General features: G+C 71.7%; 11 protein-coding genes and 1 pseudogene. 2 read left to right on the forward strand and 10 right to left on the reverse strand.

Going from position 1 to position 18,340, the window contains the following annotated elements:
- Positions 1 to 79: 79 nt before the first annotated feature.
- The 4 genes from ACFVXG_RS34215 to ACFVXG_RS34230 form a co-directional block, all read right to left on the reverse strand.
- On the reverse strand, positions 80 to 1,507 hold the full coding sequence (locus ACFVXG_RS34215; RefSeq protein ID WP_387933246.1) for a GH1 family beta-glucosidase: 1,428 nt from the start codon (positions 1,505 to 1,507) through the stop codon (positions 80 to 82).
- A 376-nt stretch (positions 1,508 to 1,883) separates the two neighbouring features.
- Positions 1,884 to 4,022: an alpha-galactosidase gene (locus tag ACFVXG_RS34220; protein WP_387933248.1), complete on the reverse strand. Its 2,139-nt coding sequence runs from the start codon at positions 4,020 to 4,022 to the stop codon at positions 1,884 to 1,886.
- A gap of 126 nt (positions 4,023 to 4,148) precedes the next feature.
- Positions 4,149 to 4,460 (reverse strand): hypothetical protein, encoded by a 312-nt coding sequence (locus ACFVXG_RS34225; RefSeq protein WP_387933250.1) that lies wholly within the window; start codon positions 4,458 to 4,460, stop codon positions 4,149 to 4,151.
- On the reverse strand, positions 4,457 to 5,272 hold the full coding sequence (locus ACFVXG_RS34230) for a phytanoyl-CoA dioxygenase family protein (RefSeq protein WP_380408112.1): 816 nt from the start codon (positions 5,270 to 5,272) through the stop codon (positions 4,457 to 4,459). Before ACFVXG_RS34230 ends, ACFVXG_RS34225 begins: the two co-directional genes overlap by 4 nt.
- A gap of 144 nt (positions 5,273 to 5,416) precedes the next feature.
- Here ACFVXG_RS34230 and ACFVXG_RS34235 point away from each other — a divergent pair, with 144 nt between their 5' ends.
- Positions 5,417 to 6,199, forward strand: a complete 783-nt coding sequence (locus ACFVXG_RS34235; RefSeq protein ID WP_387933314.1) for a helix-turn-helix transcriptional regulator — start codon at positions 5,417 to 5,419, stop codon at positions 6,197 to 6,199.
- Positions 6,200 to 6,253: 54 nt separating this feature from the next.
- Here the strand turns inward: ACFVXG_RS34235 and ACFVXG_RS34240 are convergent.
- Positions 6,254 to 6,367, reverse strand: a pseudogene (locus ACFVXG_RS34240) (GntR family transcriptional regulator); the annotation flags it as partial.
- Positions 6,368 to 7,096: 729 nt separating this feature from the next.
- On the opposite strand from ACFVXG_RS34240, the gene ACFVXG_RS34245 reads away from it, so the two are divergent.
- Positions 7,097 to 8,518, forward strand: a complete 1,422-nt coding sequence (locus tag ACFVXG_RS34245; RefSeq protein WP_387933252.1) for a non-reducing end alpha-L-arabinofuranosidase family hydrolase — start codon at positions 7,097 to 7,099, stop codon at positions 8,516 to 8,518.
- Positions 8,519 to 8,631: 113 nt separating this feature from the next.
- Here ACFVXG_RS34245 and ACFVXG_RS34250 read toward each other — a convergent pair whose 3' ends face one another.
- From ACFVXG_RS34250 to ACFVXG_RS34270, 5 genes are all read right to left on the reverse strand, one after another.
- Complete coding sequence (locus tag ACFVXG_RS34250) at positions 8,632 to 10,749, reverse strand: beta-galactosidase (protein WP_387933254.1); 2,118 nt, start codon at positions 10,747 to 10,749, stop codon at positions 8,632 to 8,634.
- Between the two features lie 73 nt (positions 10,750 to 10,822).
- Positions 10,823 to 12,574 (reverse strand): cellulase family glycosylhydrolase, encoded by a 1,752-nt coding sequence (locus ACFVXG_RS34255; RefSeq protein WP_387933256.1) that lies wholly within the window; start codon positions 12,572 to 12,574, stop codon positions 10,823 to 10,825.
- 47 nt (positions 12,575 to 12,621) lie between these two features.
- The gene (locus ACFVXG_RS34260) at positions 12,622 to 14,133 is read right to left on the reverse strand and encodes a glycoside hydrolase family 43 protein (protein WP_387933258.1); all 1,512 of its coding nucleotides are present in this window, start codon (positions 14,131 to 14,133) and stop codon (positions 12,622 to 12,624) included.
- A gap of 99 nt (positions 14,134 to 14,232) precedes the next feature.
- Positions 14,233 to 16,014, reverse strand: a complete 1,782-nt coding sequence (locus ACFVXG_RS34265; protein ID WP_387933260.1) for a cellulose binding domain-containing protein — start codon at positions 16,012 to 16,014, stop codon at positions 14,233 to 14,235.
- Between the two features lie 172 nt (positions 16,015 to 16,186).
- Positions 16,187 to 18,328 carry a glycoside hydrolase family 36 protein gene (locus ACFVXG_RS34270; RefSeq protein ID WP_387933262.1) on the reverse strand — a complete coding sequence of 714 codons (2,142 nt, stop codon included), beginning with the start codon at positions 18,326 to 18,328 and terminating at the stop codon, positions 16,187 to 16,189.
- Positions 18,329 to 18,340 lie beyond the last annotated feature (12 nt).

The following is an 18,340-nucleotide window of genomic DNA, read 5'->3' on the forward strand; positions in this document are numbered from 1 at the left end:
AACGCGTGGATACGGGGGCGGACCGCGGCTGACTGCGGTCCGCCGTGAGCCCTGTCACCCGCCTCCGTGGTCAGTACACCTAGTCCAGTCCGCCGCGGCGGATGACCTCGGAGTACCAGCGGGCGCTGGACTTCGGGGTGCGCTTGTGGGTGGTGTAGTCGATGTGGACGACGCCGAAGCGCTTGCTGTAGCCGTAGCCCCACTCGAAGTTGTCGAGGAGGGACCAGAGGTAGTAGCCGCGGACGTCCGCGCCGGCGGCGATGGCGTCGGCGACGGCGTCGAGGTGGCCGCGGAGGTAGGCGGTGCGCTCGGGGTCGTGGACGCTGCCGTCGGGGGCGACGGTGTCGTCGAAGGCGGCGCCGTTCTCGGTGACGAGCAGGGGCAGGCCGAACTCGCGGTGCAGGGCGGTGAGGGCGTCGGACAATCCGGTCGGGTCGATCGGCCAGCCCATCGCGGTCACGTTCTCGTTGGCGCGGTGGAAGGCGACGTCCTCGGCGCCCGGCCACACCGAGTGCGAGCCGGTACCGTGCCCGTCCTCGCGCGGGAGGCGCTGGCCCTCGGCGGGGGAGGAGACGACGGTCGGGGAGTAGTAGTTGAGGCCGAGCAGGTCGATCGGGCGGGAGATCTCGGCGAGGTCGCCGTCGCGGACCAGGGCGTCCCAGTCGACCAGGTGGGCGGTGTCCTTGAGGAGGTCGTCGTCGTAGCGGCCCTTGAGCATCGGGCTGGTGAAGATCCGGTTGCCGACGGCGTCGATCCGGCCGGCCGCCTCCGCGTCCTGCGGGCTGTCGGTGAGCGGTCGTACGGCGTGCAGGTTGAGCGAGACGGAGAGTCGGGCGTCGGCGGGCAGTGCGGCGCGCAGCGCGCCGACGGCGAGGCCGTGGCCGAGGTTGAGGTGGTGCGCGGCGCGCAGCGCGTCCGCCGGGTCGGTGCGGCCGGGGGCGTGGGCGCCGGCCGCATATCCCATGAAGGCGCTGCACCAGGGCTCGTTGAGGGTGATCCAGGTGGACACCCGGTCGCCGAGGGCCTCGGCGGTCAGGGCGGCGTACTCGGCGAACCGGTACGCGGTGTCGCGAGCGGGCCAGCCGCCCGCGTCCTCGAGTTCCTGGGGGAGGTCCCAGTGGTAGAGCGTGGCGGCGGGGGTGATGCCGTGCTCCAGCAGTTCGTCGGTGAGGGCGCGGTAGAAGTCGAGGCCGTGGTCGGACAGGGGGCCGTGTCCGGTGGGCTGGACGCGGGGCCAGGCGATGGAGAAGCGGTAGGAGGTGAGGCCGAGGTCGGCCATGATCCGGACGTCTTCGCGGAAGCGGTGGTAGTGGTCCACCGCCGTGTCGCCGGTGTCGCCGTTCTCGGTCTTGCCGGGGGTGTGGCTGAACGTGTCCCAGATCGAGGGGGTCCGGCCGCCCTCGGTGGTGGCACCCTCGATCTGGTAGGCGGCGGTGGCTGCGCCCCAGGCGAAGCCCGTCGGGAACGGGCGTCGGGCAAGGCGGTGGTCGGACGGGACCGTGGTCATGGCGGGTGTGCTCCCGAGAAACGTGGTGGACAGGGGGGCCGACCGGCCGAGAGACGCCGGCCCGGGGGCGGTCGGGGGCGGTCGGGGGCGAGCGGGCCCGTCGGGACGGCTGGTGCCCGAGTGCTTCCTCCACCGTCGGCGCGCCTCGCCGCGGCGCTCCGTGAGCGGCTCGATGCGGTGGTTGCCGGTCGGATGAGTCGGATCGAAGCGCTTCGATTCCTGGTTCAACCTAAGGAAACGGTGGCGGTGCGTCAAGAGGCTTGCAGCCAGCCGGACTTGCCGGAGGCGGCGTGAACCAGAGCTCGCCGGAGCCCTCGGCACACCTCCGCCCCGGCTGCCGGGGTCCTGCTCCTGCAGCCGGGGCGGAGGATCACTCCTACGAGGCCGACGGCTGTGCCTGCGCCTCGACGACCAGCGCCTGGCCGGGGCAGAGGGTCAGGCCCGGAGCGGCCAGGCCGACCTGTGCCAGGTACCGGCCGGTCAGGGTGAGCGCGGCCGTGCGCCGAGCCCAGGCGGGCCAGGTGTGTTCGGGGGAGGAGAGCTCGGGGCGCACCCGCACGACGTAGCGGGTCTCGGGCTCCAGGCCCGGGAGGCGTACGGGCGCGCCGTTCTCGGCGGCGGAGGTCTCCAGCTGGATGTACGCGAAGACGGCGTGGGCCCGGTCCCGTGAGACGACGCCGTGGACCCAGGCGGCCGGGTCGGGGTGGTCGGTGCGGACGACGTCGCCGCGGTGGAGCAGCGGCCGCAGCTGCTTGTAGGCGTCGATCCACGCGGCGAGCGCGGTCAGGTCCTCCCGCGGCCAGCCGGAGATGTCGGCCTCGATGCCGGCGTGGCCGAACAGGGCGGTGGCGCAGCGGAAGGCGAGGGCGGTGGTGCGGTGGCTGATGTGGGCGGGGGAGGAGCCGACGTGGGAGCCGATCAGCTCGTAGGGCAGGAGCAGGCCGGTCCAGCGCTGGATGGCCTGGCGTTCGATCGGGTCGATGTTGTCCGATCCCCAGATCCGGTCGGTGCGTTCGAGGATGCCGAGGTCGGCGCGGGCGCCGCCGGAGGAGCAGGACTCGATCTCCAGCCCGGGGTGGCGGCCGCGCAGTTCGTCCAGGAGCCGGTAGACCGCCGTGGTCTGGGCGTGCACGCCGGGGCGACCGTCGTGGACGGCGTCGGCGAGGTCGCGGTTGTGGTCCCACTTGATGTAGTCGATGCCCACCTCCCCGACGAGGGTGCTGATCCGCTCCAGCAGGTAGGCGTGGGCGTCGGGGTGCGCGACGTCCAGGACGTGCTGGGTGCGCTGCTCGTACGGGAGGCGTTCGAGGTCGGCGAGGAACCAGTCGGGGTGGGCGCGGGCGAGGTCGGAGTCGGGGTTGACCATCTCGGGTTCGAACCAGAGGCCGAACTGCATGCCGAGCCCGTGGACGTGGTCGGCGAGCGGGCGCAGCCCGTCGGGCCACACCTTCTCGTCGACGTACCAGTCGCCGAGGCCGGCGCGGTCGTGGCGGCGGTGGCGGAACCAGCCGTCGTCCACGACGAACCGCTCCACGCCGACCGTCGCCGCGGTGTCCGCGATGGTGCGTACCCGTTCGGGGTCGTGGTCGAAGTAGACGGCCTCCCAGATGTTCATGGTGACGGGCCGGGCGGTGTTCGGGTGCTGGGGGCGGCTGCGGAGCAGGTCGTGGAAGCCGCGGCTGATCCCGTCCAGGCCCGTGCCGGAGGTAGCGAAGTACACCCACGGGGTCCGGTACGACTCGCCCTCCGCCAGCCGGATCTCACCCGCGGCGAGCAGTTCGCCGCCGCCGAGGACGGTCGTCCCGTCGGCGAGGCGCTCCGCGTACTGGACGTGGTTGCCGCTCCAGGCGGGGTGCACGCCCCAGACGTCGCCGTGCCGGAAGCCGAAGCCCTCGGTGCCGACGAGCAGCAGTCCGGCGTCGAAGCCGGTGCGGCCGCGCCGGCTCTCCCTCGACCACACGCCGTGCCGCAGCGGGGCTCGCTGCGGGGAGCGCTCACGGGCCCAGCGGCCCGTGAAGTCCAGCAGTTCCGCGGCGTGGGCGGGCACCGGGAGCACGCACGCCAGCACCTCCAGGGTGTAGGTGTCCGCCGCCGTGTTGGTCAGGGTGTGGCGCAGCCGCACCACGCCCTGCTCGGTCATCCGCAGTTCGGTGTGCAGCGCGAGCCCCGCGCCGGGGTCCTGGGCCCGCACGTCGACGGTGCCGCCCCGGCCGTCCTCGGCGCGTACGGCGACCGGTTCGGCGAGCTCGAAGCGCGGAGGGCGGACCCGGCCGTCGCGGTGCCCGGCCAGGGTCGGACGTCCGAACCAGCCCGCGCCCTGACCCTGGGAGGGCATCAGGCTCCCGGCCTGGTGGTGCCGGGTGCGGCCCATGGCGTCGAGGACCTGCGCGGCGTCGCCGGCGCGGAAGCCGGGATCGGCGCCCCAGTGCAGCACCCGGGGCAGTTCCGGTCCGGTGGTGTCGAGCGTGAGGGCCGCGTCAGCGGCCGACAGCACGACGAGATTCGCCTCAGTCATTTCGTCCTCGTTCAGGGGATGGTCCTAATCCAGTGCACGGCGCGAGCCGGGGCGCACCCTCGGCAGTGCGGCGGCCGGGGGGCACGGGGGCGGCACCCGTCACCGTGGCCCGAAGGGGCGTCATCGTCACTCCGCTGCCGGGGCGTCGACGATCCGTTCGAAGAAGAACTCGTGCTTGAGGAAGGAGACATCGTACTCATGACCCGGGTGCGGCGGGATCAGTTGAGCGGCCTGGAACAGCCGCCAGCCGTCCCGGAGCGCCGCCACTCCTGTCCTGTACGGCGGCTCGTCGCTGTCGCCGGTGGTGGGAGAGGTGCGGCCGGTGCCGTCGTACCTCGCCCAGCCGACGACGGAGGAGTCCAGTGCGGAGTTGGACAGGTAGAGCACCAGCACCTGCTGCCGGGCCGTGTCGGTCGTGGTGGTCGTGTCGGTCGTCATGATGCCTTCCCCTGGGGGCGGTTGGAGACCCTGGTCACCCAGTGGTCGAGGTCGTAGCTGTCGTCGCCGGTCAGCGCCCGCCACAGCAGGATGCGGTTGTACCGCTCCAGGCGACCGGTCGCTCCCTCGTACCACGGGAACATCGCGTCCAACTCCGCGTCCACCTGCGGATCGTGGAGATCCGAGGTGTCCCACAGCCGTTGCTGGCGCACCGTCGGATTGAAGCGGATCTTGAACATGTAGCGCAGCGTGTCGCTGTCGTTGCGCCGGCCCCCGTGCCAGAGGCCGTGGTGCAGAAACACCACCGTCCCGGCCGGGCAGACCAGCCGGTCCTGGCCGCGCAGGTTCTGGTAGCGGCCGGTGTCCGACTCGTTGATCCGGCGCAGATGGCTGCCCGGCACGCTCAGGGTGCCGCCCATCTCCAGCGTCACCGCCTGCGGGTAGTACATCAGCTGCACGTCGAAGGCGTCCGGCCGGACGTCGATGATGGCATCCCCGTGCAGCGCCTGGGCCTCGCCGCCGTGAGGTTCGCGCGTGTGCACGAAGTGGTGGTCCACCCACGGCTCGGGGCCGACCAGGCTGCGCAGGGCCCCTGCGACCCGCGGCAGTTCGAGCAGCCTGCGGACGAACGAGCCTTCGGGGTAGGCCGCGGACAGTGGTGTCCCGTACGGCACCGGCGGCACGTCGTCGGCCAGCACCTCCAGGCCCTCGGCGTTCAGCGACGCCGGGACCACCGCGTCCAGCCGCAGCGATCCGCGCGCGACGAAGCGCGCCATCTGTACTGAGCTGAGCAGTTCCTGTTCGTTCTCCATGGCGGCCACGCTAGGCCTGCCCGCGGTCCCGCCGCGTGGGCCTGGTTCACCCAGTTGTGGTCGATTATCACCATGCCGCCCGAGGGTGAGCCGAGGTGCACACCCCTGGATCGGGCTGCGGACGCCGTGGTAGAACACGTGACCATGCACTCGGCCATCGCCCATCTCGACGAGCCGCCGGAAGTCGCCGCCGTCGGCACCGGCGTGCACGGGCCGGCAGGCCACGAGGACGTGTTCTCGCTGCCGGATCTGTGGCAGCTCCATCTGTACGGCTACGAGGCCGACTTGACGGTCGACGGTACCGAGCACTCGATCCGTCCCGGCCGGGTCAGCCTCGTACCGCCCGGGACCGAAGTCCGCTACCGCTACCGAGGCCGCTCCGAGCACCTCTACGTCCACCTCCGGCTGGGAGTCGGGGGAGCGGCCAGGAGTATTCCGGTGATCCAGCAGGCCGGTCCGGAACTGGGTTTCCTCACCGTGCAGCTGCAGCAGGCGTTGGCCGCCTGGCCGCACACGCCCGCGCGGGCGGTCGCCGAGGTGTGGGGTGCCCTGTGGCGGATCGCCGGGCTCACCCCGCCACGGGAACGGAGCGCGCAGGCCGTCCATCCTGCGGTGGCAGCCGCAGTGGCCCTGATCGAGGCGCGGCTGACCGAGCCCCTGACGGTGCCGGAGATCGCGGAGACGGTCGGCGTCTCCCACAACCACCTGACGCGGCTGTTCCGGGTTGCCACGGGAGAGACGGTGGTCGGCTACATCCGGGCCCGGCGGATGGAGCGGGCACGGCACTTCCTGCACGCCACCACGCTCTCCATCCCGGCTGTCGCCGCCTCGGTGGGCATTCCCGACCTCCAGGCGTTCAACAAGACCTGCCGTCGTGAACTCGGGGTGTCCCCACGCGGCATCCGTGCCGCCCGGCTCGTCCCGTAGGCACGGCGGGCCGCGCGTCGGGGGCGGCGCTGCGCTCCTCGCCCCTCGGCCCTCCCGCCGCACCTCGATGAGGTCCTGCACGGCGGCGGAATCACCCTGCAGCAGCTCCACCGCAGCGCCGAGCCCCTCCAGGAGCAGGCTCGGCTGGAGGCCGGTCACGTAGAGCTGTTCGCCGGCGCCGACGCCGAGTTCGCCGGGCCGGTCGCCGAGCACCACGACGGCTTCTCCGAGGTCCTCGACTACGAGCGAGGCGGCCCGGCGGACCTCACCACCCCGTACTGGCTGACCGACGACAGCATCTCCGACAGCAGCTGGTGCTACCGCTCGACGGGGGCGGCAGCGTCGCGTCGGGCTCCGTCACCAAGCAGTGGCCTACAGCAGTGGCTCCAACCTGCTGCGGATCTTCACGGCTCTGTGGAGGCCGGCCACGTCGACCGAAAGATGACACTGCGGCAGGTAGTGCCCAAGGACCGGTCGGGGCGACGGCGGTGTGCGTGGTGTGGGGGTCGGCCGCCCCGGTTGCGAAAGTCGTTGCAGACATCTTGACGTGCCCAGGCGGGCGGGTATTGACTCCGCTCACATCGAAGATCTCGTCGCCTGCCGACAGGAGGCCTACTTCGCCCCTGGATTGTTAGCGTTAACATTTGAGCCGCGGTCCGCCCTCGCCGAATCGGCCGACGGCAACACCTCCGCCCACGGCCGGCCGGGGGTGTACCCCTGCGTCCGCTCCCTCGCTCCTGCCGGGAGAAGCGCTCGTGCGGGGCTTCCGAGGTCCACGGGCAGACGTGAGGCTTCCTCGTCGGCCGATCCTAACTCCTGGCGCGCGCCGTCAGGTTGCACGCATGTAAACAACAACGAGCCGTGTGAAAGCTGCACGTCTCAGAGAAGGAGATCCCCATGCCCGGACAGGGTTCCAACCGCAGACCTCCGTCCGTAGTGCTCACCTCCGTGGTCGCGGCCGTGGTGGCGCTGGCGGCGATGCTCGTCGCAGTTCCGGCGCAGGCGGCCACCAGCGGTGCCCTGCGTGGTACGGGTTCCGGTCGGTGCCTCGACGTGTCGAACGGCGGCCAGGCCGACGGCACGCTCCTGCAGATCTGGGACTGCACGGGCGGGACCAACCAGCAGTGGACGGTGACGTCCGCCAACCAGCTGACCGTGTACGGCAACAAGTGCCTGGACGTTCCGGGCCACGCCACCACGGCCGGCACCCGGGTGGAGATCTGGTCCTGCACCGGCGCCGCGAACCAGCAGTGGCGGGTGAACGCCGACGGCACGGTGGTCGGCGTGGAGTCCGGGCTGTGCCTGGACGTGTCGGGCGCCGGTACGGCCAACGGCACGGCGGTGCAGCTCTGGAACTGCAGCGGCGCCGGCAACCAGCAGTGGACCGGCCTGTCCGGGACGGGTACCACGTGTGCTCTCCCGTCGACGTACCGGTGGACCTCGACCGGTCCGCTGGCGGAGCCGGTGAACGGGGGAGCCGCGCTCAAGGACTTCACCGACGTGGTCTACAACGGCAAGCACCTGGTCTACGCGACCTACTCCGACGGAACGTCGTGGAAGTCGATGGGATTCGCTCCCTTCACGAACTGGTCGGACATGGCCTCGGCCACCCAGACCGTCATGTCATCGTCCGCGGTGGCGCCCCAGCTGTTCTACTTCGCGCCCAAGAACACCTGGGTGCTGGCCTCACTTGGGTGGGGCACCGCCTGGCCCTTCACCTACCGCACGTCCAGCGACCCCACCAACCCCAACGGCTGGTCGGCGCCGCAGGCGCTGTTCACCGGCAGCCTCCCCACCGGAGGCCCGATCGACCCGACCCTGATCGCCGACGACCAGAACATGTACCTGTTCTTCGCCGGTGACAACGGCAGCATCTACCGGGCCAGCATGCCGATCGGCAACTTCCCCGGCAACTTCGGCTCCTCGTACACCACGGTCATGAGCGACACGGTGCAGAACCTGTTCGAGGCGCCCCAGGTCTACAAGGTCCAGGGCCAGAACCAGTACCTCATGATCGTCGAGGCCCGGGACGCGAACGAGCACCGCTACTTCCGCTCCTTCACCGCCACCAGCCTGAACGGCTCGTGGACCCCGCAGGCCGCCACCGCGAGCAACCCCTTCGCCGGCCTGGCCAACAGCGGTGCCACCTGGACCAACGACATCAGCCACGGCGACCTGGTCCGCAACAACCCCGACCAGACCATGACCGTCGACCCCTGCAACCTGCAGCTCCTCTACCAGGGCAGGAACCCCAACTCGGACGGCACTTCCTACATCCAACTGCCGTACCGGCCGGGCGTGCTCACCCTGCAGCGCTGACTCCGCCCGCTCCACCCGGGAACCGGTACCCGGCGTCCTGAGGAACCCCGGCCGCGCGGCGGCCGGGGTTCCTCGTCCTCGGACGCCGCCGAGCAGGTGCGCCGCCTTCGCGTTCAGTTCGCGACCAACACCCGTACGTCCCAGGCGCCGAGGGAGAGCGGCTCGCCGGCCGTGACGGCGGTGCCGTTCAGGACGTCGGTGAGCGCCACGGGGGCCGGGACGTCGACGGGCTGCCAGTTCCAGTTGTGGACCACGTGGATACGGCGTCCGTCCGGGGAGGTGCCGGTCGTCGCGGTCACGGAAGCGGGCAGGTCGCGCCAGGCGCCGACGGCAGCCGGGGCCAGCCAGGCGGCGAGCTCCCGGGCGAGGTCGCGGCCGGGCACGGTGCCGACGGTGGTCACCCGGCCCGCGCCGTGGGCGCGGGTGGTGACGGCGGGCCAGCGGCCGAAGTGGGGGTGCTCGTAGCCGGCCAGCACGGTGGCGTCGGTGGCCGTGAGGCCCTCGACCCAGCGGGTCGCGACGGCGCCCGCCGTCAGGTCCAGCGGACTGCCGGGGGCGGAGCGCACGGGGAGGTCCGCGGTCAGGTTGCTGAACTCGTCGTACCGGACGCCCGCGGCGGCCGTCAGCCGCGGCGGGGCGGTCTCGTGGCGGGCCCGCGCCTCCTGGTCGGCGTAGCCGGTGCGGGGGCCGAGGACGAGGTGGCCGCCGGCCCCGGCGTAGGCCGCGAGCCAGTCGAGCAGGGAATCCTCGGCGAGGTAGAGGCCGGGGACGACCAGCACGGGGTGGCGCCGGGCGGCCTCGTCGGCTGCCAGACCCGCGCGCTCGCCCCGGGCGTCGTGGAGCTGGCGGGCGTGCAGGATGCGCACCTGGCGGCCGGCCTCGAAGGCACCGCGGTAGAAGGGGTCGAAGATGCGGTGGTAGGAGGTCGGGTCCGGATCGCCGTTCGGCTTCGCCAGCGGCGGGTACTTCTGCATCAGCCACTTGCTGGGCATCGAGTAGACCATCGCGATGTCGGCGTCGGGCTCGATCCCGGCGACCAGCGGCCCGACGGTCTGGAACTCGGCGCCGAGACCGGCGAGTTCGGCGTAGACCCGGCCGGGCTTGCCGCTGTGCGGCAGGATCCCGCCCCAGTACGTCTCGGCGCCGAAGTGCAGGGTGTGCCAGTGCCAGTACTCGATCATCCGCGCGCCGCGCGAGACGAGCGCCCAGGCGGCCTGGCGCCACTGGCCGTCGAAGGCCGGGTGGTTCTCCGAAGTGCCGCTGATGGCCTGGGCGTTGGTCTCGGTGACGAGGAAGGGTTCTTGGCGGGAGGAGAAGATCCGGTCGGCACTCTGGTACAGCGCCCACACGCCGGTGGTCTTCCACCACTGCTCGTGGTCGTCCGGGGTGGGGTCGGGCAGGGTGAGGGCGTCCTGCATGTCGTAGTACGGGTTCCCCGCGGTGACGTCCAGGGCGTCGGTGATCTCGTCGTCCTCCATCGCCGGGTGGTTGTAGGCGAGGCAGGTGGTGACGAACTGGTCGGGGCGGGCGTACTCGCGGGTGATGTCGGCCTGCCAGGCGACGAACTCGGTGGTCTGGCGGGCCTGGAACGCCCGCCAGGCGACGTCGTACTGCGGCTGCTGGTTGCCGTCGGGCCGCCAGAGGTCGGCCCAGGTGGAGAGCCGGTGCGACCAGTAGACCAGGCCCCACTCCCGGTTGAGCGTCTCCACGTCGCCGTAGGTGTGGCGCAGGTGGTCGACGAAGCGCTGGAAGACGCCCTCGTTGAGGGGCAGGCGCAGGCCGGGCTCGTTGTCGACCTGGAAGCCGATGACGGCCGGGTGCGCGGCGTGGCGGCCGAGGATCGCCCGGGTGACGCGTTCGGCGTGGTGGCGGAAGGCCGGGTGGGAGAAGTCGGCCTCCTGGCGGGCGCCCCAGCCCATGGGCCGGCCCGTCTCCCGGTCGCCGGCGATCTCGGGGTACTGCCGGGCCAGCCATGGCGGCACGGCGTAGGTGGGGGTGCCGAGGACGACGGCGATGCCGCGCTCGTGGGCGCCGTCGAGGACGGGGGTGAGCCAGTCGAGGTCGAAGCGGCCGCTCGTAGGCTCCCAGGTGGACCAGACGGACTCGCCGACCCGGATCACGGTGAACTTCGCCCCGGCCATCAGGTCGAGGTCTTCCTTGAGTCGCTCGTACGGCTGGTACTCGTGGTAGTAGGCGGCGCCGAACAGCACGCGCGGGGGCAACTGGAACATGGGTGGGCATCTCCGGACGTGACGGGCCCCGGCTGCCGGGAAGGAGGCAGCCGGGGCGGGTGAGGAACAGTGGTCAGGAGGCGGTGCCGGTGACGGTGTTGCCGGTCTTGGTGACGGTGTAGGTGACGGTGTCGCCGGTCCAGAAGCGGAAGGTGAACGTCGCCGGGACGCCGTCCTTGAGGGACTTGACGTAGTCGGGCCTGAGGGTGGTGGTGTTGGCGCCGTAGTCGGCGCGGAGGTTGTCGAACGACTGGTAGGTGGTCCAGGAGGCGGGGCCGGCGGCGGTGCCGTCGGCGTAGGTGGACTGGACGTTGGCCATCAGGGAGCCGTTGAACCGGGTGGGGATGGTGAGCCCGTCGAGCGTTCCGGTGGCGTCGGCCATGGTCGGCTTGTCGTAGGAGCGTACGAAGAGCTTCCACGGGACGCCGTCGGAGTAGCGGACTTCGAGGGTGGCGTTGATGCCGGCGGCGCGGTCCCCGGCGAGGCGGGTGAGGGCGTCGGCGGTCAGGGTGAGCTTGTCGCCGTCGAGGGTGTAGTCGAGGTAGGGGATGAGGGGGAGGCCGTCCTGCCAGAGGCCGGCGAACCACTGGCCGTTGCGGTTGAGGGTGATGGTCTGCGCGGTGATGGGGCCGGACTTCGGCAGGAAGATGTTGTCGGTGGAGGCGGTGCCCGAGCGGGTCCGCCAGGACGTCTGGATCAGGTCCTTCATCTCGGGGACCATCCACTGCATGGTGGAACGGTTCAGGAAGTCGTTGGCGGCGTCCCAGACGGCGGAGGTCATGCCGTTGCGCCGCGCCTCGTAGTTGACGTGCTCGAAGTACTTGAGCATCTCGCCGCGCTCGACCACGCCGGAGTAGGGCGAGGTGAGCAGGCCGTACTCGCCGAGGTAGACGGGGATGCCCTTGGCGACGAAGGTGTCGTGCACGCGGGCGAAGCCCTCGGTCAGGTCCGACTGGGCCTTGGCGTCGTAGGTCGGGTCGTTGGCGATGTTCACGCTGAACGGGTACCAGCTGTAGTAGTGCACGGTGGCGACCAGGTTGCGGTCGTTGAGTGAACCCATGGTGGTGGACAGGTCGTCCAGCCAGTGCTGGGCGTTGTTGGTCTCCTCCGAGGGCAGGACGAGCAGGCGGTCCTTGTTCCTGCCGCCGGAGTTGCGGACGATGCTGTGGAACGAGGTGTTGAGCTCGCGCAGGTACTGGGTCTTCTGGGCGTCGGTCGCGGCGTCGAACTGCGGTTCGTTGATGCTCTCCATGAGCAGGGTGCGCGGCTCGTCCTTGAAGGTGGTGGCGATCTGCTGCCAGGTGGAGTCGAACCGGGCCATGATGTTGTCGTGGTCGGTGGACATGTACTTGATCCACTGCCACGAGTCGTGGTGGACGTTGATCTCGACGTAGAGGCCGTCCTCCAGGGCGAGGTCGACCACCTGCTTGACCCGCTTCATCCACACCGGGTCGATGGTGTACGGGGCGGTGGCGGACTGGTGCGGGTACCAGGTGACGGGGATCCGGACGCTGCGGAAGCCCTGGGCCTTGAGGCCGTCGAAGGTGGCCTTGGTGGTGAGCGGGTTGCCCCAGGAGGTCTCGTCGGGGATGGCGTCGAGGGTGTTGCCGAGGTTCCAGCTGGGCTGCATCTGGGCCACGGCGGCCATCGGGTCGTGCGGGACCCTGGCGCCAGCGGCCTCGGCCGCCGCCTGGGGCTGGTCGGCGGGGGCGGCGATCGCCGTGCCGCCGCACAGGGCGCCGGTGGTGACCAGGGCCACCACGAGGCCGGCTGTGCGGTGGAGGCGGCGGCTGCGCGGGCGGGCGGTCCGTCGTGCGTCGTTCACGGTGTGTCCCTTTCGGGTGAACGGGTGGGGGAGCCCCTGACGGGTGGTCAGGGGAGCGGGAGGGGCTCGTAGTCGAACCTGTCGAAGTGGACGGTGCCTTCGGCGGCGTACATGCCGATGACCCGGCCGGTGAAGCCGCCGGCCACCTCGGTGGACAGGTAGCGCCCGTCGAGGGCGGCGAGCACGGTGAAGGTGCCGTCGGGCTCCTCGATGCCGAGGACGACGTCGTCGGGGCCGGTGCGCGGGCCGCGCGTCTCGCGCGGGACGACGTCCACGCCGAGCACCACGGGCCCGGTGGGCACCGGACGGGTGGCGACCTCGGTGCGCAGCGAGCCGATCCGGGCGTAGACCTTCACCTCGCCGTCGGCCGCCTCGATCTCGTAGTGGTGGTCCTCGTCCATCCGGACGGCGAGGCCGCCGCGGCCCCCGGCGGGGTCGATCAGGGTGCGGGCCCGGCAGCCGAGGTGCTGCTGGCGCCGGCCGACGAACACCACGTCGTTCTCGTCGAGGGAGGCGCCCGCGGCGCGCAGGGTGAGCCAGCCGGAACGCTCCTTCGTGGAGCACAGGTGCTCGGGACGGCTCCGTACCGAGATCCACTGGGGGTGCAGCTCGGCCTGGTCGAAGTCGTCCCGGGCGGGGACTGCGGGCGCGGGGTGCAGCGGCCAGGCCGGGGTGGGCAGTTCGGGAGCGACCCGGCCGACCACCGGCCAGCCGTCCACCCACTCGACCGGGGCGAGGAAGGTCTCCCGGCCGAGCACGTACCAGGCCGGGGTGCCGCCGCGCGGCCGGACGGCGAGCAGCACCATCCACCAGGAGCCGTCGGGCGCCTGGACGAGGTCGGCGTGCCCGGTGTTCTGGATGGGGTTTTTGATGCCGCGGTGGGTCAGCACCGGGTTGGACGGGCACGGCTCGAACGGGCCGGAGGGCGAGGTGCCGCGGGCGATGGAGACGGCGTGGCCGCGCTCGGTGCCGCCCTCGGCGATCATCAGGTACCAGTACTCGCCGATCCGGTACAGGTGCGGGGCCTCGGGGGCCGCGGCGCCGGGTGCGCCGGACCAGATCCGCTGCGGCTCGCCGATGGTCTCGCCGGTCGTCGGGTCGAGGCGGACCTGGGAGACGCCGGCGACGGTGCACCAGCAGGTGCCGTCCTCGTCCCAGGCGAGGTCCGGGTCGATGCCGTGGACGCCGGGCAGCCGGATCGGGTCGGACCAGGGTCCGGCCGGGTCGGTGGCGGTGAAGAGCAGGTTGCCGTCGCCGCTGACGTTGGTGACGATCAGCCAGAAGCGGCCGTCGTGGTGGCGCAGTGTCGGGGCGTAGATCCCGCCGGAGGACGGGGACTCGCGCGGCAGGCGCAGCTGGCTCGGCCGGTCGAGGGCGTTGCCGATCTGCGTCCAGTTGAACAGGTCGCGGCTGTGGAAGACGGGGATGCCGGGGAAGTACTCGAAGCTGGAGCAGACGAGGTAGTAGTCGTCGCCCACGCGGCAGACGCTCGGGTCCGGGTGGAAGCCGGGGATCACCGGGTTGGGAAGGGTGCCGGTCGGCTGAGGCTGGTCTGACACGTGGTCGGTTCCTTTCGGAGGTGCGGATCTGGGTGGTGGTGCCCGGGGCCCGCGGCCCTGGAGAGGTCCGGGGCCCGGGGCACCACCGGCTCATCGGGTTCAGCCGATCGCGCAGGAGGCGCCGTTGAACCGGAAGGCGGAGGGGTTGGCGTCACTGCTGGACCAGGTGGCCTTGAAGCCCCACTGGACGCTGCCGCCCTGCGGGACGGCGGCGTTGTAGGACACGTTCCCGGCGCTGACGCTCCGGCCGCTCTGCGACACCGAGGCGTTCCAGCTGTTGGTGATGCCGTTGTCGCCGGGGAAGTCGAAGCCGAGGGACCAGCCGTTGACCTGGCCGAGGCCGTTGTTGACGACGGTGACGGAGCCGACCATGACGCCCTGCCACTCGTTCTTGTTGTAGACGACCCGGCAGGCCGCGCTGGTCGGGTGCATCTGGACGACCGTGATGCCGTAGGCGGGCACGGTCTGGGTGGTCGCACTGCCGGACTGGGCCGTGCCGATCCCGCGGGCGTTCTTGAGGTAGGAGTGGACGGTCGGGGTTGCGGAGGACGGGGTGAACCCGGTGTAGGAGAGGTTCACCGTGGCGTCGTTGTTCGGGTCCTTGTTGATCAGCATGACGTCCACGTCACCGTCGGCGCGGCGGACGGCGTGCGCGGTGAGCAGCGAGGACGAGCTGGCGGCCTTGACCAGGGTGTCCCCGGGCGCGCCGAGCTTGCTGATCATCTGGATGCCGTAGTAGGCGGGGAAGGGCATGTCGGCGGCCGGCTCGCAGGGGGAGCCGCTGGAGACCATGCCGCCGTCGTTGTAGTCGGTGGCGCCCTCGACCGTGGTCACCTTCGTGCAGTCGGTGCCGTTGCGCAGGTCCCACCAGTCCACGTTGAACGCGCCGTTCTCCAGCCAGGTGAGGTAGTTGTCCGGGGCGAACAGTCCGTTGGGGGAGGTGTCGAGGTAGGCCTGGGCGTTCGCCTCGGTCACCGCGATGCCGACGTTGGGGGCGTTGGTCCCGGCGTACTGGTTGATCAGCGAACGCACGGCGCCGGCGATGCCGGCGTTCTGGGCCTGCGGCTTGGTGAGCAGGTCGGCCGGGCTGGTGCTGGTGGGGTAGGCGTGCACGATGGCGAAGTCGATCTTCGAGCCGGCGATCGACAAGACGGTGTGGTTCCAGTCCATGGCGTCGCCCGGACCGACCATGCCGTCCGGCCAGTAGCCGGGGGTGGTCAGCACGGCGCCGATCTTGACGCTCGGGTCGGCCGCCTTCATCGCCGAGACGTACTGGAGCACGTTGTTCGCGTAGGTCGTGGCACTCTTGCTGCTGTGGGTGTCGTACTCCCACTTGGCGCCGTACTCGCCGTTGCCGTAGACCTCGTTGCCGATCTCCCAGTACTTGATGCCGTAGCCCTTGGTGGTGTTGGCGTACTGGACCCAGGCGGCGGCCTCCTGGGGGGTGCCCGAGCCGTAGTTGGCGGTGATGATCGGCTGCGCTCCGGCGGCGCGCACGGTGCCCATGAAGGCGTCGAAGCCGGTGTTGGGAGCGACGTACGCACCGTCGTCGGCGGTGCCGGTCTGCCAGTGGTAGACGTCGGAGTGGCTGCCGCCGGGGTAGCGGACGGTGTTGATGCCGGCCGTGCTGAGCAGACCGGGGGTGGTGGCGGCGTTCATGCCGGCGTCGTAGACCGGGATGTTCACGCCGACGCCGGTGGCGGGAACGGTGGCGAGCTGCAGGGCGGCGTCGACCGACACCGACGCGGTGCTCGCCGTGACGGCGGGCGGTGCGGCGGCGGCGTGCGGCGCGACGACGGCGATCGCGCCGGTGACCGCGAGCGACAGGGCCGCCGCGGCGGCTATGGCGCGATCATGACACGAGCGGACTGACCGTTTCATTGCGTCCCTCCAGTGGGGTGGGGGTGCGTGGTGTTCGAGTGGGGAAACGAACTCCCGCGTTCTGGACGGCAGAGGCCCGGTTGCGGCTGCTTGGGTCGGGCCCGGACGCGAAGCGTGCTCCGTACGGATGCGGGCCGGCGCGGTGGGGCGCGCGCGGATACCTGAGGCATCGTCAACTCCGTTCGCTCGGCATCCTGGTGAGGCGGAGAAGAACGGCGGACGGGGCCGCCGGCAGGGTCAGGGTGAGTTCGGCGGCGTCCGGGTGCCAGGTGGCGCGGGCCTGGCTGGACGACGGGTAGAGCACCTCGACGCGGACCTCGGCGCCGGCCAGCCGGTGCAGGTCGAGATCCCTGACGCTCTCCTCGCCGGAGCGGCGCCAGGCGGTGACGTAGGTGGTGTCCGGGGCGTGCAGCGCCAGGGCGATCCACGGGTCCTCCCAGTCCGGGAGTCCGAGCGGCCAGGCGGGCAGCGCCTGTGGTAGGTCGGTGCGGATCGCCTTGTGGACGGCCACCGCCTCGTGAACCAAGTCCCTTGCCTCTTCGGTGAGTTCGGTGATGCGGCCGGAGAGGTGGATGCGGCCGAGGAGCGCGTTGGCCATGGTGATGACCACTTCGTCGGGGGAGTCCTCGGGCAGCGGGTAGGCCCAGACGGCGCCCTGCTCGGGCGTGACGGCGGTGGGGGCCGCCGCCGCTATCGGCGCGTAGCGCAGCAGGTCCTGCTGGTCGCTGGTGGACTGCAGCTGGAGCCGGGAGAGCAGGGCGTGGTCCATCCGCATGCCGCCGGACGCGCAGTTCTCGATCACCAGCTCGGGGTGCCGGTCCAGGATGCCGTTCAGCCAGGCGAGTTGGGCCCGGTTGTGGCCGAGCAGACCGGCCGCCGGAGCCTCTCCCGGGTGGCTGCTGGTGCCGGAGCCCGGGTCGGTGTTGTGGTCCAGCTTGAGGTAGCCGACGCCCCACTCACCGACCAGGCGGTCCACCACGGCGTCCACGTGGGCCCGGGCGGCCGGATGGCGCAGGTCCAGGTGGTACCGGCCGCCGCCCTCCTCCACCCGCCGTCCGTCGCGGCGGAAGAACGCCTCCTCCGGAAGGGACCGGGCGACCGGGCTGTCCACCCCGACCGCCTCCGGCTCCAGCCACAGACCGGGGACCATGCCCCGCTCGCGGATGCGGTCCAGGACCTCGTGGATCCCCCTCGGCCCGGGGAAGCGGGAGGCCGACGGCTCCCAGGCCCCGACGGAGCTCCACCAGCTGTCGCCGTCGTCGTACCAGCCGGCGTCGATGACGAAGTACTCCGCGCCGGCCTCGGCGGCGGCGTCGACCAGCGGCAGCAGCTTGGCCGTGGTCGGGTCGCCCATCAGGCAGTTCATGTAGTCGTTGAATATCACCGGCAGCCGGTGGTGGTCGGGGTGCGGGCGGCGGGTGGCCCGGCGGTACGCGGTGAGGGCGGCGAAGGCGCCGTCGGGCCCGCCGTCCGTGGCCAGTGCGAGCGCCACGGGTACGGTACGGAACTCGGCGCCGGGCTCCAGCGGGTGGCGCCAGCCGTGGTCGGCGTCGTTCGGGCCGTACAGTGCCGCGTACGCCGTGTCGTCGCGCACCCCGCACTCCCAGCGCCAGCCGCCCCCGTTGTGCTCGATCTGCCACAGCCAGGTGCGGCCGGACTCCCGGTCGGTCAGACCGCCCATCGGCAGGTGGCCGCAGCTGGACCAGACGCCCTGGCCGGCCACGACGCGGGTGCTGCGGCCGGAGGTGGTGTGGACGCGGCCACTGCGCTCGGGCGAGGACACCCGCAGCGGCTGGCGGTGCCAGCGGCATTCGGCGAACCACTCGTTCTCCGCCCACAACAGGTCGGCGTCGTCCAGATCCACCGGGTCGCCCCCGGTGAGGCAGCCCGCCACGAGCGAGCCGACCGACTCCAGGTGCAGCGTGCGCGGCCCCTCGTTGCGCAGCCGCACCTCGCTGCGCAGCACCGGCAGGCCGTCCAGGGAGCGGTAGACCACCTCGGCGGTCAAGCCGCTCGCCGGTTCGTGGAGTTCGACGGTGAGCACGTGCCAGTCGCCGTCGCGGGTCGCACGGTGGGAGCGGTGGCGCAACCGTCCGCCGAGGGCGCTGTTGACGAGGTGGCGGCCCGACCAGTAGCGGCCGAGGTCCGCCGTCGTCACCTCCACCAGCGGCAGCGGCGCGCCGGGGCGGGGTGCGGCGCTCTTCTCACCGGGTGCGCCGAGGCGGGTCAGCCGCGGCGGGCCGTGCTCGCCCAGGTCGACCTCCAGCTCCAGGGCGCCGTGGCCCCAGCGGATCGTCTCGTGCGGGTCGCTCATCGGTGGCCTTCC

The sequence above is a fragment of the Kitasatospora sp. NPDC058162 genome (assembly GCF_042884005.1).
Classification (GTDB): Bacteria; Actinomycetota; Actinomycetes; order Streptomycetales; family Streptomycetaceae; genus Kitasatospora.